Annotated in this window: 11 protein-coding genes; 9 read left to right on the forward strand and 2 right to left on the reverse strand. The window is 70.9% G+C overall.

The features are described from left to right. Nucleotides 1-29: 29 nt before the first annotated feature. Entirely contained in the window at nt 30-809 is a 780-nt protein-coding gene (locus B7K23_RS07935) for a DUF1684 domain-containing protein (RefSeq protein ID WP_159451357.1), read from the reverse strand. A gap of 121 nt (nt 810-930) precedes the next feature. Here B7K23_RS07935 and B7K23_RS07940 point away from each other — a divergent pair, with 121 nt between their 5' ends. The 9 genes from B7K23_RS07940 to B7K23_RS15480 all read left to right on the forward strand — a co-directional run bounded on the left by B7K23_RS07940 (nt 931) and on the right by B7K23_RS15480 (nt 12,079). Next, nucleotides 931-3,624 (forward strand): ABC transporter substrate-binding protein, encoded by a 2,694-nt coding sequence (locus tag B7K23_RS07940; RefSeq protein ID WP_084125801.1) that lies wholly within the window; start codon nt 931-933, stop codon nt 3,622-3,624. A 6-nt stretch (nt 3,625-3,630) separates the two neighbouring features. Beyond that, nucleotides 3,631-4,626, forward strand: a complete 996-nt coding sequence (locus B7K23_RS07945; protein WP_234996444.1) for an ABC transporter permease — start codon at nt 3,631-3,633, stop codon at nt 4,624-4,626. Next, nucleotides 4,623-5,471: an ABC transporter permease gene (locus B7K23_RS07950; protein WP_084125803.1), complete on the forward strand. Its 849-nt coding sequence runs from the start codon at nt 4,623-4,625 to the stop codon at nt 5,469-5,471. The genes B7K23_RS07945 and B7K23_RS07950 overlap by 4 nt, the downstream gene beginning before the upstream one ends. After that, on the forward strand, nt 5,468-7,036 hold the full coding sequence (locus B7K23_RS07955; RefSeq protein ID WP_084125804.1) for an ABC transporter ATP-binding protein: 1,569 nt from the start codon (nt 5,468-5,470) through the stop codon (nt 7,034-7,036). The genes B7K23_RS07950 and B7K23_RS07955 overlap by 4 nt, the downstream gene beginning before the upstream one ends. A 1-nt stretch (nt 7,037) precedes the next feature. Then, the gene (locus B7K23_RS07960; RefSeq protein ID WP_084125805.1) at nt 7,038-8,102 is read left to right on the forward strand and encodes a peptidase C39 family protein; all 1,065 of its coding nucleotides are present in this window, start codon (nt 7,038-7,040) and stop codon (nt 8,100-8,102) included. Nucleotides 8,103-8,380: 278 nt separating this feature from the next. Then, the gene (locus B7K23_RS07965) at nt 8,381-9,763 is read left to right on the forward strand and encodes an aspartate aminotransferase family protein (protein ID WP_084125806.1); all 1,383 of its coding nucleotides are present in this window, start codon (nt 8,381-8,383) and stop codon (nt 9,761-9,763) included. Then, nucleotides 9,763-11,160: an FAD-binding oxidoreductase gene (locus B7K23_RS07970; protein ID WP_084125807.1), complete on the forward strand. Its 1,398-nt coding sequence runs from the start codon at nt 9,763-9,765 to the stop codon at nt 11,158-11,160. Before B7K23_RS07965 ends, B7K23_RS07970 begins: the two co-directional genes overlap by 1 nt. Before the next feature lie 56 nt (nt 11,161-11,216). Then, the gene (locus tag B7K23_RS07975; protein ID WP_084125808.1) at nt 11,217-11,558 is read left to right on the forward strand and encodes a cupin domain-containing protein; all 342 of its coding nucleotides are present in this window, start codon (nt 11,217-11,219) and stop codon (nt 11,556-11,558) included. A 149-nt stretch (nt 11,559-11,707) separates the two neighbouring features. Further along, complete coding sequence (locus B7K23_RS15480; RefSeq protein ID WP_143338157.1) at nt 11,708-12,079, forward strand: hypothetical protein; 372 nt, start codon at nt 11,708-11,710, stop codon at nt 12,077-12,079. A 49-nt stretch (nt 12,080-12,128) separates the two neighbouring features. Here the strand turns inward: B7K23_RS15480 and B7K23_RS07980 are convergent, their stop codons facing one another. Next, nucleotides 12,129-13,628: a PucR family transcriptional regulator gene (locus B7K23_RS07980; protein ID WP_084125809.1), complete on the reverse strand. Its 1,500-nt coding sequence runs from the start codon at nt 13,626-13,628 to the stop codon at nt 12,129-12,131. Between the last annotated feature and the right edge of the window lie 7 nt (nt 13,629-13,635).

A 13,635-nucleotide genomic window follows, 5' to 3' on the forward strand; every position in this document is an offset into this window, starting at 1 on the left:
GGGCGTCCCGGAAGGGGCGCCCTTCGTCGTCACTCCGTGACGACCGCCCGCTCTCCCGCGGGAACCGGGGCATCCCAACGATTCGCCGCGGGCGGCCGCACGCACACGTAGTGCGGAGAGAACGTGCTCGGCGGCAGGTAGGCGCGGTTGAGGTCGACGACCGTCGGCGACGTCGCCGGGATGCGGAGCATCCTGAACTTCCCGGGGTGCGCGGCGTCGGAGAACGCGGCGAAGAACGTCTCTCCCTGATCGTGGGCGAGCAGCGTCAGTGCAGTGCCTCCCACCTCGAACCGCAGCGTGACGTCGTAGCGCGTCACGGAGCGGTGCCCGTCGACCGACTCGGTCGGAGTCGGCTCGGAAGGTGTGCGCTCCACGCGCGCCTCCACGGCAAGTGACGGGTCGTAGGGGTGCCGGTCGATCCCCGTGAGGCCCAGCCGGGCGGCTCGGCCCGGCTCGAAGGCGCGTACCGCGACCTCCCCGTCCCGCGCGAACGCGGCGACGCGGATGCCGTCGACGGTCGCCGTGTCGCCGGGGGAAAGGGTGACGGTCCGTGGCGCCTGGGCGTCGCTCGAGGCGGGTACCCCCGAGTCAGGGACGATGCTCGGGTCGGGGTTCCCGGCGCCCGGCCACCGGCCGTGGACGGAGCCGTCCTCGGCCCACCAGCGGCCCGGCAGCCCCGGGATCTCGCGCGCCTCGGACCCGAGCCACGTGGTAGAGGCGAGCTCCGCGAGGCCCTCCTCGCCGAGCACCGTGAGGTCGCGGGCGCGGATCCAGGCGAGGTGGTCGGCGGGTGCGATCGAGGTGCTCACGCCCTCATTCTGGGCGGCGTTGGCCCCGGGGAGGGCCACAGATGGCACTGTGCGCCCAATTCTTACGCCCCCGAAACATCGGCTTAACCTATGGATAGATCTATCGCTATAGCGTCCACCTATGGCTGAGAACCCCAGGACCGAGATCGACGCGCTCACCCGCGCTATCGACCTGCGTTCTCTGCGCATCCTCGTCGCGATCGACCAGGCAGGTTCCATCAGCGCTGCGGCCCGCTCGCTCGGGTACAGCCAGCCGACCATCACGCAGCATGTCCAGCGGCTCGAGGAGCGGCTCGGCACCACGCTCGTGTCCCGCAGCGCCCGCGCCGCGCGCCTCACCCCCGTCGGCGCCCTGCTCGCCAAGCACGCCCCCCGCATCGACGCGAGCCTCACGGCCGCCGCCACCGAGCTGTCCCGCGTCCTCGGCCGCCGGGCGGGCCTGGTCCGCCTGGTCTCGCTGCCCGAGGCCGTCGGCTCGGTGCTCGCGCCAGCGATGGGTCGCCTCGCGACCCTGCTTCCGCACCTTGACATCGAGGTGCTCGAGGCCGCGACGGCCGACGAGGCGCTCGACATGCTCCAGGAGGGCCGCGCCGACATCGCCGTGACCCCCACGCCCCTCATCCCGCGCGAGCGCGCCTCCGTGGCGCGCCGAGACGGAATGCGCACCACCTTCCTGTTCTCCGAGGAGGTCGTCGCGCTCACCGCCGCCGACGTGCCCACTTCGGGGGGCCGCGTCGACGCGACGGCGCTCGCTGATCTCCCGTGGATCGTGGGTTCCGGCACGTGCGCCGAGGCGGTGGCCGAGCGCATCGGCCGCGCCCCCGGTGGTGCCGACCCGTCCGTGTCCCGCGCCGACGCTGCCGTCGCGCTCGCCGCGCACGGCCGTGGCACCGCGCTCGTCACGGAGTCCGCGATCGCGGGCACCCGCCTTCCCGCCGGCCTGCGCGCGCTGGGGCTGACCCCGGCGCTGCGCCGCCGCATGGTCGCCACGACGCTCGTCGAGGCCGCCACCATCCCCGCGGTCGCCGCCGCGCTTCGCGTGCTCGCGTCGCGCCGGCCTGCCGTGGCCGAGGTCGAGGCTGTCCTCGACGCCAGACGTCGCAGCGCGGGGCATCGTGCCCGTTTCGCGTCCCTTGCTGCGGTCGACCCCGCACCCACGCACCCAGAGGAGAACGACGACATGTCCTTGACCAGCACCGGCGCGATGGCTCGCGTCGCCGCAGTCTCGGCAGCGGGAGCCATCGCGCTCGCCGCGTGCTCGGGACCAACAGACGCGGACACCGAGGCGAGCTCGAGCGCCTCAGCCGCGGTCGGCACCGACACCGGTGAGGAGATCGACAGCATCACCGTCACCCTTCCGGGCTCGCTGTCGAGCCTCTATGTCGGCGCGGAGTCCGGCATCCTCAACTACTACATCGCCTCCGTCGTCCAGGAGGGCCTCCTCACGGTCGACGCCGACGGTGCCCTCCAGCCGGGCCTCGCCGAGTCGTGGGAGCAGACGGACGACGTCACCTACGTGTTCGAGCTGCGCGACGACGCCTACTTCCAGGACGGCAACCCCGTGACCGCCGAGGACGTGGTGTTCAGCCTCGACATGGCGCGCGACGAGACCGCCTCCCCGGGCCTCGCGTACTACATGACGAACATCGACACAGTCGAGCAGACGGGCGACAGCGAGGTCACGATCACGCTGACCGCGCCCGACGCTGCCTTCGCGGGCAACATGACGACCGCCGGCGCCGCGTTCATCACCGAGAAGTCCTTCTGGGAGGAGTACGACGGCGATGTCGGCACCTCCGACTCGCTGCTCATGGGGTCCGGCCCGTACGAGGTCGTCGAGTTCGTGCCCGACGACCACGTTACGTTCGAGCGCGTCGACACCTGGTGGGGCGAGCTCCCCGCCGTCAAGGAGATCCGCGTCGACTTCGTCTCCGACGAGTCGACCCGCCTGCTCGCCGCGCAGTCCGGCGACGTCGACATCGCGTTCAACGTCCCGTTCTCGCAGACCGAGCAGTGGGAGTCGATCGAGGACATGCGCGTCCTGTACGAGAACGACCTGTCCTACGTCGGGCTGTACTTCAACCTCGACGTGGCGCCGTTCGACGACGCGAAGGTCCGCGAGGCCATCGCTCACGCGGTGAACCGCGAGGCCTACGTGGACACGCTGCTCGACGGTCACGGCGAGGAGGCGACGGCGATCATGACGCCCGAGTCGCTCACGTCGGTCTACTCGGCGGACGAGGCGCGCGAGATCCTCGCGGGCATCCCGCAGTACGAGTACGACCTCGACGCCGCTGCTGCGGCGCTCGCCGAGTCGGACTACCCCGACGGCTTCGACGCAGAGATCCTCACGCCGAACACCGGCCCCCAGCTCGGCACCGCCGCGCAGGCGCTGTCGCAGGACCTCGCGACCATCGGGATCAACCTCACGGTCACCGAGGTGCCCATCGAGGAGTGGCTCGCGAGCCTCGACCCGTCGTCCGGCTACGGCCTCAACTACATGTGGTACTTCTCGACGCTCGGCGACCCGGCGGAGATCCCGTCGTACCTCATCGGCGCCGGCAACCCCGCGTCGTACGACAACGAGGAGATCCTCGACCTGCTCACCCAGGTGGGCGCCGAGACCGACCCGGCCACCCGCATCGACCTGCTGGTCGAGGCCGAGACGCTCCAGGCCGAGGACGCCGTCAACATCCCGCTGTGGTGGGGTCAGTCGGCGACCGCCTTCTCGAACGAGCTGGGGCTGACCGACTACAGCGCCTTCACGTTCGTGTCGACCTGGCCCAGCCAGCTGTACGCGGCCGGCACCGAGTAGTCACACGTGGCCGTATCCACCGATCGAGCGCGCGCGTCGCGGCTGCGTCCCCTGGGACGCATGCTCGCGGCGCGCGTGCTCGGCACGCTCGCGGTGCTCTTCGTGCTGTCGATCATCATCTTCGCGATGATGTACCTGGCGCCCGGAGACATCGTCAAGAACCTCCTGGGCAACCGCGCCTCGAACGCGGAGACCATCGCCGCCGTGCGCGCCCAGTACCACCTCGACGAGCCCGTCGTCACGCAGTACTGGCTGTGGCTCAAGGGCTTCCTCACCGGCGATCTCGGCGAGTCGATCCGCCTCCAGGTCCCCGTGGCGAGCGCGATCGGCGCGCGCGTGGGCATCACCGCGGCCCTGTGCGGCCTCGCGTTCCTCATGTCGGTGATCGTCGCCGTGCCGCTCGGCGTCGCGAGCGCGGTGCGCGCGGGCGGCTGGGTGGATCGCATCGGCAACGCGCTGTCCGTGTTCGGCCTCAGCGCCCCGACCTTCGCGATCGGCCTGCTGCTCCTCTACGTGTTCGCGTACTACCTGCCGATCCTGCCCGTCTACGGCGGCGGCGACGGCGGGTGGGACACCTTCCTTCACCTGATCCTGCCAGGGATCACTCTCGCGCTCGGCCTCGGCGCGATCCTCGTGAAGCTCACGCGCACCGCGATGCTGCGCGAGCTCGAGGCCGACTACGTCACCTTCGCCCGTGCGCGCGGCCTGTCGGAGCACAAGGTCAGGAACCTCGCGCTGCGCGGCGCGGCCATCCCCGTTGTCACGGGTGCGAGCCTGGTCCTCACGTTCCTCGTGGGCGGCACGGTGCTCGCCGAGACGACGTTCTCGCTCCCCGGCCTCGGCACCCTCCTCGAGGACTCGGTGCTGTTCAAGGACATCGCGGTCGTGCAGGCGCTCACGCTGCTGGTCGCGATCGTCATCGCGGTGATCGCGCTGCTCGCCGACCTCGCCTACCTGCTCCTGGACCCGCGGCTGCGGGACCGGATCGGAGTCGACTCATGACCGCCGTGGCGACGCCCCGCACGCGTGCGCGCAGGCTTCCTCCCGTGAGCGTGCTCGTCTCGCTCGCCATCCTGGCGCTCGCAGTGCTCGCCGTGCTGCTGGGACGCTTCCTGTTCCCCGACGCGATGCACCAGGACATCCTGTCCTCGACCCTCGCGCCGGGAGAGAACGGCCACCTGCTCGGCACCGACGAGCTGGGGCGCGACGTGCTCGCGATGTCCGTCGCGGGCGCCGCGTCCGCGCTCGTCGGTCCCGTGATCATCGCGGTCGGCTCGATGGTGCTCGGCGTGGTGCTCGGCACGCTCGCCGGCTATGAGCGCGGCTGGCTCGACACCCTCATCGGCCGCTGGACCGACCTGCTGCTCGCGCTGCCCGTGCTGCTCGCGGCCATCGTCGTCGGCGGCGTCCTCGGCGGCGGCTACTGGGTGACCGTCGGCCTGCTGATGCTGCTGTTCTCGCCCTCCGACATCCGCATCGTCCGCGCGGGCGTGATGGAGCAGTCGGCGCGGCCCTACATCGAGGCCGCGCAGATGCTGTCGCTGTCGCGCTGGAGGGTGATGTTCCGTCACATCCTGCCCAATGTCGCGAGCCTGGTGGTCACCAACATGATGCTCAACGTCGCCTTCGCGCTCGTCGCGTTCTCGTCGCTGTCGTTCCTGGGGGTCGGCGTCGCCGCCGGCACCGCCGACTGGGGGCGCCAGCTCACTGACAACCGCGCAATCATGTTCGACAACCCGGCGGCCGTGTTCGTGCCCGCCGCGCTGATCATCATCGTCGCGGTCTCCGTGAACCTCGTCGGCGACTGGATCGGCCAGCGCCTGTCCCAGGTGGGGGAGGAGGCATGAGCGTCGAGATCCGAGGGCTGTCCGTCACGGGCCCCGCGGGCACGATGGTCGAGCCGTTCGACGCCGACATCCCGCTCGGCTCCACGCTCGCCCTCATCGGCGAGTCCGGCTCGGGCAAGACTCTCAGCGCCAAGAGCCTCATCGGCCTGCTTCCGCGCGGCTTCAGGGCGGCCGGCACCGCGACCGTCGGGTCGGCGCCGCTTCCCGTCGGTCAGGACGATGCGGCCTGGCGGGGGGTGCGCGGACGTCGCGTCGTGCTCCTGCTCCAGGACCCGTTCACGAGCCTGTCGCCCGTGCACCGGTGCGGCGATCAGATCGCGTGGACCATGGAGGCTGCGCGAGGACACCGGATGCTCCGCAGGGAGCGGCGCGAGGCCGTCGCCGCGCGGCTCGCCGAGGTCAAGCTGCCCGAGCTCGTCGCCGAGGCGTATCCGCATCAGCTGTCCGGCGGCATGCGTCAGCGCGTCGCGATCGCGGCGGCCCTCGCGGCCGATCCTCAGCTGCTCATCGCCGACGAGCCGACGACCGCGCTCGACGCCTCCAATCAGGCGGAGATCCTCGACCTGCTGCGATCGGTGCAGGCGCAGCGCAATCTGTCGGTCATCCTCATCTCGCACGACCTCGGCCTGGTCCGCGGTCGCACCGACACGGTGCTCGTGATGCAGTCCGGCATCATCGTCGAGCGCGGAGCCACGTCCCGCGTGCTGGCGGAGCCGCAGCATCCCTACACGCGCGCCCTCATCGACGCGGATCCCGTCGTCGCTGCCAGGCGCGGCTCGGGAGAGGCGGCCGAGGTCGACCTCGACGGCCATGCGGTCCTCACCGAGGCCGCCGGGATCGTCAAGCGCTTCGGCCACAGGACCGTCCTGCACGGCGTGGATCTCACCGTGCGCGAGGGCGAGATCGTCGGCGTGGTCGGCGAGTCGGGCTCGGGCAAGTCGACGCTCGCCCGATGCGTCGCGGGCCTCGAGAGGGAGGACGGCGGCACCGTCGCGTTCTCAGGCGAGGCGCTCGCGCCCGGGCGTGCGTCCCGCACGCCCGACCAGATGCAGATCGTCTTCCAGGACCCGTACTCGTCGCTCAACCCGATGATGTCGATCCGCGCGATCCTCGCCGAGGCGCTCTCGGTCGCGGGGCGGGGTGCAGACGAGGTGCCCGCGATGCTCGAGCTCGTCGGGCTGCCCGCGGAGATCGCCTCGCGCCGGCCCGCCGAGCTGTCGGGAGGGCAGCGCCAGCGCATCGCGATCGCACGCGCGCTCGCCCCGCGTCCGCGCCTTCTCATCTGCGACGAGTCGGTGTCCGCACTCGACGTCTCGGTGCAGGCGCAGATCCTCGAGCTGCTGTCGCGCCTGCGCGAGCAGCTCGGCATCGCGCTGCTGTTCATCTCCCACGACCTCGCGGTCGTGCGCATGATCGCCGATACGGTCGTCGTCATGCGCGACGGTCGCGTCGTCGAGCAGGGCGGGTGCGCCCAGGTGCTCACCGACCCCGCGCACGAGTACACGCGACTGCTGGTGGCCGCGTCCACCCGCGAGAACGCCCCCGTCGGGGCAGGAAAGGACTGACGTGTCCCCCTCGACCACGCTGGTCACCGGCCTTCCGGCCGTCATGGAGGCGCTCGACGCCGACCTCGCGACCGCACTCGGCGCCGACCGCGCCGATCGCTGGCGCATCGACCGCTCGGCGTACGAGCCGACGATCCGGGTCCGTGGCGAGGCGCCGCGCGCCGCGGTGCTCACGAGCGCCAGGCCCGCGACTGCGGCCACCAAGATCGTCGACCTGTGGTGGGACGACGAGGCGGAGGCTGTCGCACTCCTCGAGGAGGTCATCGCCGCCGCGATGGAGCGCGGCGATGCGGTCGTGAAGTGGGAGACCGCTCCCGGAACGGAGCTCCCCGGCTTCGCGGCGGCGCGGGGCTTCTCCGCCCTGCGTCGTCCCTGGTCCGCCAAGGGCACCGAGGTGTACGGCGGGCACGCGCTGTGGCTGCGTCACCTGCCTCACCACGAGCCCGGCTACTACGCGCAGACCACGATGTTCACGTGCGGCGCCGTCGCAGCGCTCATCGCGTCGGAGGAGCTCGGCTCCGCGGGGTTCCATGGAGACGACGGCGACCGCGATCACGAGGTCGACTTCTGGCGGCGCGCGAGCAACTACCCCGCGTGCGAGCCGGTCGGGCTGGCCGTCGCGATCAGGGAGGACCTGCGCACCGTTCCCGTCGCGGTCAGCCTCGACGTCGACGGGCCGGTCCTGCTCGAGGGATTCGAGGGCTTCGACCGCGACTTCCGTGCGGAGCTCCAGGAGCAGTCGTGGGGCAAGGCCGAGGCGCTCGGCGTGCCGGTCTCGCGCTCGCGGGTCACCGTCGAGCAGATCGCGGCCAGGGTCGCGGACGGGGAGATCGCGCTGCTGCTGATCGACGAGCACCCCATGCACGGCACCCACGGGCCTCACTGGATCGTCGCGCATGCGTCGGACGGAGACGTGGTCGTGGTCGAGGACCCGTGGACCGAGTCCGAGCACGGCGAGACGTGGGTCGACACGCATGATCTCCCGGTCGCGCTCGCGGACCTCGACCGTCTGGTCACGTGGGGAGACGATGGCTATCGCGGGGTGATCTTCCTCGGACGGGGGTGAACGCTGCTCACGTTCCTGCGCGCTGCGGCTGTGGCGTGCTCACCGTCAGGCGGGCGAGGCCCGTTTGCAGCGGATTCCATATCGAAATCTCGTATCGAGCGTGTTAAATCCTTGTGAAGTGGGTCATTCACCATGGAATCGCTTGCTAATGTCGGGTCCAAGCAAAGCGTGCCCCGACGCGAGCCCTTCTGGGCTCAGGCCCGACGGATCGTGCCAGGCCGACGACCGTCCTCACGTCACGCATAAGCCCGTCGCCAGGCCGGTCGGGTGGAGCAATCATGGCCATCACGCTTGACCGCACTCGCATCGCGACACTTATCGAGGAGCAGGCCGCGCTGCTGAACGAGCGCACCTCGAAGTCCCGGGAGATGTTCACCCGCGCGTCCGCCCACCTCTCGGGCGGCGTCGCCTCGAGCTACCAGGGCCGCGACCCGTGGCCCATCTACATCGACTCCGGTGCGGGCGACCGCATCACGGACGTCGACGGCAACGAGTACTACGACTTCCACAACGGCTTCGGATCGATGGTCCAGGGCCACGCACACCCCGCCATCGGTGACGCGCTAGGCAAGCGCTACCCGCTCGGCACGCACTTCGCCGCCGCGACCGAGGACTCGATCGTCGTCGCCGACGAGCTGGCCCGTCGCTGGGGCCTGCCGAAGTGGCGCTTCACGAACTCGGGCTCCGAGTCCACGATGGACGCGATCCGCATCGCGCGCGCCTTCACCGGTCGCGACACCGTGATGAAGATCTTCGGCTCGTACCACGGCCACCACGACACGGTCATGGTGTCGATCGGCGTCGAGTACGACGCGATCGGCGACCGCGAGAATCTCGAGTCGCTCGCGTACGGCGGAGGCATCCCGCAGGCCACCGTCGATATGACGATCGCCGTGCCGTTCAACGACGCCCCCGCGATGGAGCGCCGCATCGAGCGGCTCGCCGCCGAGGGCCGCCTGCCTGCGTGCGTGATCATGGAGGCCGCCATGATGAACCTCGGCGTCGTCCTGCCCGAGCCCGGCTACCTCGAGGCCGTGCGCGAGATCACCGCCAAGCACGGCATCGTCCTGATCTTCGACGAGGTCAAGACAGGCCTCACCATCGCCCCCGGCGGCGCGACCGAGAAGTTCGGCGTCACGCCCGACCTGGTGACGCTCGCCAAGGCGCTCGGCGGCGGCCTGCCGTCCGGCGCGATCGGCGGCACCGAGGAGGTCATGGCCGTCGTCGAGGACGGCACCGTCTACCAGGTCGGCACCTACAACGGGAACCCGCTGTCGATGGCCGCGGCGCGTGCGTCGCTGCTCGAGGTGCTCACGCCCGGGGCCTACGACCGCCTCGCCGAGCTCAACGACCGCATCGTGAACGGCTGCCAGGCCGTCATCGACAAGTACGACCTGCCCGGCTACGCCGTGGGCATCGGGTCCAAGGGCTGCGTCACGTTCGCGACCGAGAAGATCGTCGACTACGAGACCTTCAAGGGCGCCCAGGACGTGGAGCTCTGCGAGCTCGCATGGCTGTGGAACATGAACCACGGCATCTTCATGACGCCGGGTCGCGAGGAGGAGTGGACCATGTCCGTCGTCCACTCGGACGAGTCCGTCGACGCGTACATCGCGGCGTTCGACTCGCTCGCCGCCGCCCTCACGGAGGCCGACGCCTGATGACCGTCGAGGCCTCCCGCACCACTGTCTTCGAACGCGAACCCGCCGACCCCGCGGTGGTGCGGGAGGCCCTCGCGGGCTCCCGCCTGACTCCCTTCTGGCTCGACGGCCTCGAGCGCCCCGAGCACCCGCCGCTGTCCGGCACCGAGACTGCCGACCTCGTCATCGTCGGCGGCGGCTACCTCGGCCTGTGGACCGCGGTCCTGGCCAAGGAGCGCAACCCCGACACCAGCATCGTCCTGCTGGAATCCGAGGTCATCGGGTGGGCCGCGTCGGGCCGCAACGGCGGCTTCTGCGAGGCGAGCCTCACTCACGGCCGCGAGAACGGCGAGAGCCGCTGGCCCGACGAGATCGAGCGGCTCGAGGAGCTCGGGATCGAGAACCTCGACCAGATCGAGGAGACCGTCGCGCGGTACTCGATGGACGTCGACTTCGAGCGCACCGGGCAGCTGTCCGTGGCGGTCGAGGAGCACCAGGTCGAGTGGCTCGGCGACGATGCGCTCGATGCGTCCGGCGTGCGCGCGCTCGTCGACTCTCCCACCTACCTGGGGGGCGAGCTCGACACCGAGGGCTGCGCGATGGTGCACCCCGGCAAGCTCGCGCTCGAGCTCGCGCGCGTCGCTGTCGAGCTCGGCGTCGTGATCCACGAGCGGTCGGCCGTGACCGAGCTGACCGAGGCTGGCGTGCGCACTGGGCGAGGCGAGGTGCGCGCGGCCAAGACCGTGCTCGCCACCAACGTCTTCCCCTCGCTGCTCAAGCGCAACGCGTGGATGACCGTGCCCGTGTACGACTACTCGCTCATGACCGAGCCGCTCACCCCCGAGCAGCTCGCCGCGATCGGCTGGGACGGCCGCTACGGCGTCGCGGACATGGCCAACCAGTTCCACTACTACCGGCTCACGGCGGACAATCGCATCCTGTTCGGCGGCTACGACGCGATCTACCACCCCGGCCGCAAGGTCAAGGGCGCGTACGAGGACCGCCCCGAGTCCTACGAGAAGCTCATGAGCCACCTGCTCACGACGTTCCCGCAGCTCGAGGGCGTGCACATCTCGCACCGCTGGGCCGGCGCGATCGACACGTGCACGCGTTACTGCGCGTACTTCGGCACGGCCCGCAAGGGGACCGTGGCCTATGCCGCCGGCTTCACCGGGCTGGGCGTCGGCGCGACCCGCTTCGCCGCGAACGTCCTGCTCGACCTGCTGTCGGGCGAGGAGACCGAGCGCACGCAGCTCGAGATGGTGAAGGAGCGGCCGCTGCCGTTCCCGCCCGAGCCCGTCGCGGCGATCGGCATCGGCATGACCCAGTGGTCGCTCAACCAGGCCGATCACCGCGAGGGGCGGCGCAATGTGCTGCTGCGGACGCTCGACAAGCTCGGACTGGGCTTCGACTCGTGACGGCTGGTTCGGACGGGGCCTGCTCGGTTCCGGAGACGACGCCGGAGTCACAGACGATGCTGGAGCCCGGCCGTTCGGTGGTGGCGGCCGGGCTGTCCGTCCCGCTGGAGGCGCTGCCCGACTCGCAGGTCGAGTCGGGCGCACCACTGGCGGGGGCGGTCGTGTTGTCCGAGGTCGGCGGCGTCGAGGTGGGCGTGTGGGAGCACACGCCCGGCGTCTCGACGGACGTCGAAGCCGACGAGGTGTTCGTCGTGATCTCGGGCCGCGCGACGATCGAGTTCACGGATGGTTCGGCTCCGGCGCTTTCGGTCGGGCCTGGCGATGTGGTGCGGCTGGCCGAGGGGCAGGCCACCCGGTGGACCGTGACGGAGACGCTTCGCAAGGTCTACATCGCCTGAGTCGCGACTTGCGTGGGCAAGCCTGCTACGCGCCAATCCACCCCGTCAGGCAGGCACGAGAACGCCAGCGGCGAGAAGCGTCACTAGCAGCGAGGAGACGGGGTCGATGTCGGCAGAGCGACTAGATCACGGCTTGCTAGATTGCGGCCATGCGTCACCTTCTGCGACGGGACCGCGCCAATGACGACCGCGCTGAGCACTCGGATCTCAATGCGCTGTATTCGGTGTCGCTGGAGTTCGGAGCCAACTGGCGTCGCGCCCTAGACGAACTTGCGGCCGAGCGTCTGCCTCACCGACCTGAGCCGGAGTTGGCGGAATTGGTTGCTGCCATTTCGTCATGCCGAGGCGCGATTGAAGACCACATCCTGCGCGAGTATCTCGGCAGCCAAGGAGAATGGCACCGCGCGCAAGCCTCGGCTGCGTATGAGTGGATTAGCGCGACGTACCCGTGGATGAGTCGACGGAACCGCAAGCGTGCAATCAGCCAGGGCGTGTACTACGCCTGGCACGATCATGGGTAGTGGCAGGCAACTGCACCGGTTGACTCGCGAAGCCCGCCTATGTCGTGACCTACGCCTGCAGGACGCCAGCCGCAGTCAGCGCCGCCCACGCCTGCGAGCGGCCCGCGACAGATCCAAGATCCAGGCCGAGAAGCCGCTGCGCCAGCTCGATGCGTGCCCGCACCGTGTGACGGTGCACCTCAAGCGTCCGTGCAGCGGCATCGTGCGCGCACTCCGCCCCCATCCAGGCGACCAGGGTCGGCATGAGCGCGGTGCCATGCTCGCGGTCGTGTGAGCGCAACGGCTCAAGCGTGGCCTCCGCGAGCTGCCTCGCGTCGTCCTGCCCAAGCGCGGCGAGCATCCCGAGCTGCGCCGAGTCCTCGAAGCGGACGAGCCCTGTGTGGCCGCGGGTGAGTGCGATCCGCGCCCGCGCGAGCGCGTCGCCGTACTCCTCCCAGGAGTGGGCGACTGACATCCCGACCGGCTCGGACACGGCGGCCAGCGCGATCTCCGCGCCGCTCGCCGGGCCGAGCACGATCAGCTCGGACGTCCACAGCACCACGAACAGCGTCGGCTGCTGCGAGAGCGCGGTCAGGAGACGGGGCGTGGGATGCGGGGCGACCGCGACGGCGAACGGCGGGGACGGCAGGTAGATCCCGGCCGCCTCGGCGACGTCGCGGGCAAGCTCTCCGTCGTCGCGCTCGATCGCCGCGAGGAGTCCTGCCCGGAGAACCTCGCGCCCGTGCTCCAGATCGGCCCTGCGCTCGCCCGCCGCTCCCGCGATCGCCGCGGCAGTGGTGACGACGGACCGTTCGTGCTCGTCGAGCAGCGTCGCGACGGCGAGCACGCCCTGGCCGCCGCCGTGCCCCAGGGTCTGCAGCGTCACGGGGGTGTCGCCGACGGTGAAGGAGCCTCCCGCCGCGACCCTGCGCGCGGTGAGGCCCACGGCCTCGACCCGCACCCGCTCCGCGGCGTCGGCGTCCAGGCGTCCGGCGGGGTGCTCGTGGAGGAACCTGCCCCCGGCGTCGACCACGCCCACCCAGGCGCCCAAGCGGCGCGACAGCTCGGCGATCACCGCGTCCGTGCCGCGGCGGCTCAGCGCGGCGAGCGCGATGGCGCGCTGCGCATCGAGCGCCCATGTGCGGCGGGCGTAGGCTGCCGCAGCGACCGCCTCCGCGTTCGCGCGCGCCACCGCGATGAACGGCGTCTTGTACGGCACCTCCCACAACGGAATGCCGTGGGTCCGGCAGGCCCGCGACAGGGGAGCGGGGATGCCGTCGCGCACCACCTCGGTGCCGAACCCCAGCCCCAGCACGCCGCGGCGTCGCAGTCGGTCCACGTAGGCGTCGTACTCGTCGTCGGAGGCGGCGTCCGCGAACTGCGTTCCGGTGGTGAGCAGCACAAGGCCCTCGGAGAGGAACGGCGTCGGGTCCAGCAGGTCGGTGCTGTGGACCCAGCGGATCTCCCTGTCCAGCGCCTCGGGGGGCAGATCGGCGGGGTCGCTCTCGAGCCGCAGGTCGAGCCCGCGGCGCGAGAGGAGCGTCCTGATCGTGGGTCCGGAGGCTTCCATGCGGGCA

Origin of the sequence: Demequina sp. NBRC 110054 (genome assembly GCF_002090115.1) — a bacterium.
GTDB lineage: Bacteria > Actinomycetota > Actinomycetes > Actinomycetales > Demequinaceae > Demequina.

Coding starts and splice junctions, on each gene's coding strand:
- B7K23_RS07940 (WP_084125801.1), top strand. CDS start 931: ATGGCTGAGAACCCCAGGACCGAGATCGACGCGCTCACCCGCGCTATC.
- B7K23_RS07950 (WP_084125803.1), top strand. CDS start 4,623: ATGACCGCCGTGGCGACGCCCCGCACGCGTGCGCGCAGGCTTCCTCCC.
- B7K23_RS07955 (WP_084125804.1), top strand. CDS start 5,468: ATGAGCGTCGAGATCCGAGGGCTGTCCGTCACGGGCCCCGCGGGCACG.
- B7K23_RS07965 (WP_084125806.1), top strand. CDS start 8,381: ATGGCCATCACGCTTGACCGCACTCGCATCGCGACACTTATCGAGGAG.
- B7K23_RS07970 (WP_084125807.1), top strand. CDS start 9,763: ATGACCGTCGAGGCCTCCCGCACCACTGTCTTCGAACGCGAACCCGCC.
- B7K23_RS07975 (WP_084125808.1), top strand. CDS start 11,217: ATGCTGGAGCCCGGCCGTTCGGTGGTGGCGGCCGGGCTGTCCGTCCCG.
- B7K23_RS15480 (WP_143338157.1), top strand. CDS start 11,708: ATGCGTCACCTTCTGCGACGGGACCGCGCCAATGACGACCGCGCTGAG.
- B7K23_RS07980 (WP_084125809.1), bottom strand. CDS start 13,628: ATGGAAGCCTCCGGACCCACGATCAGGACGCTCCTCTCGCGCCGCGGG.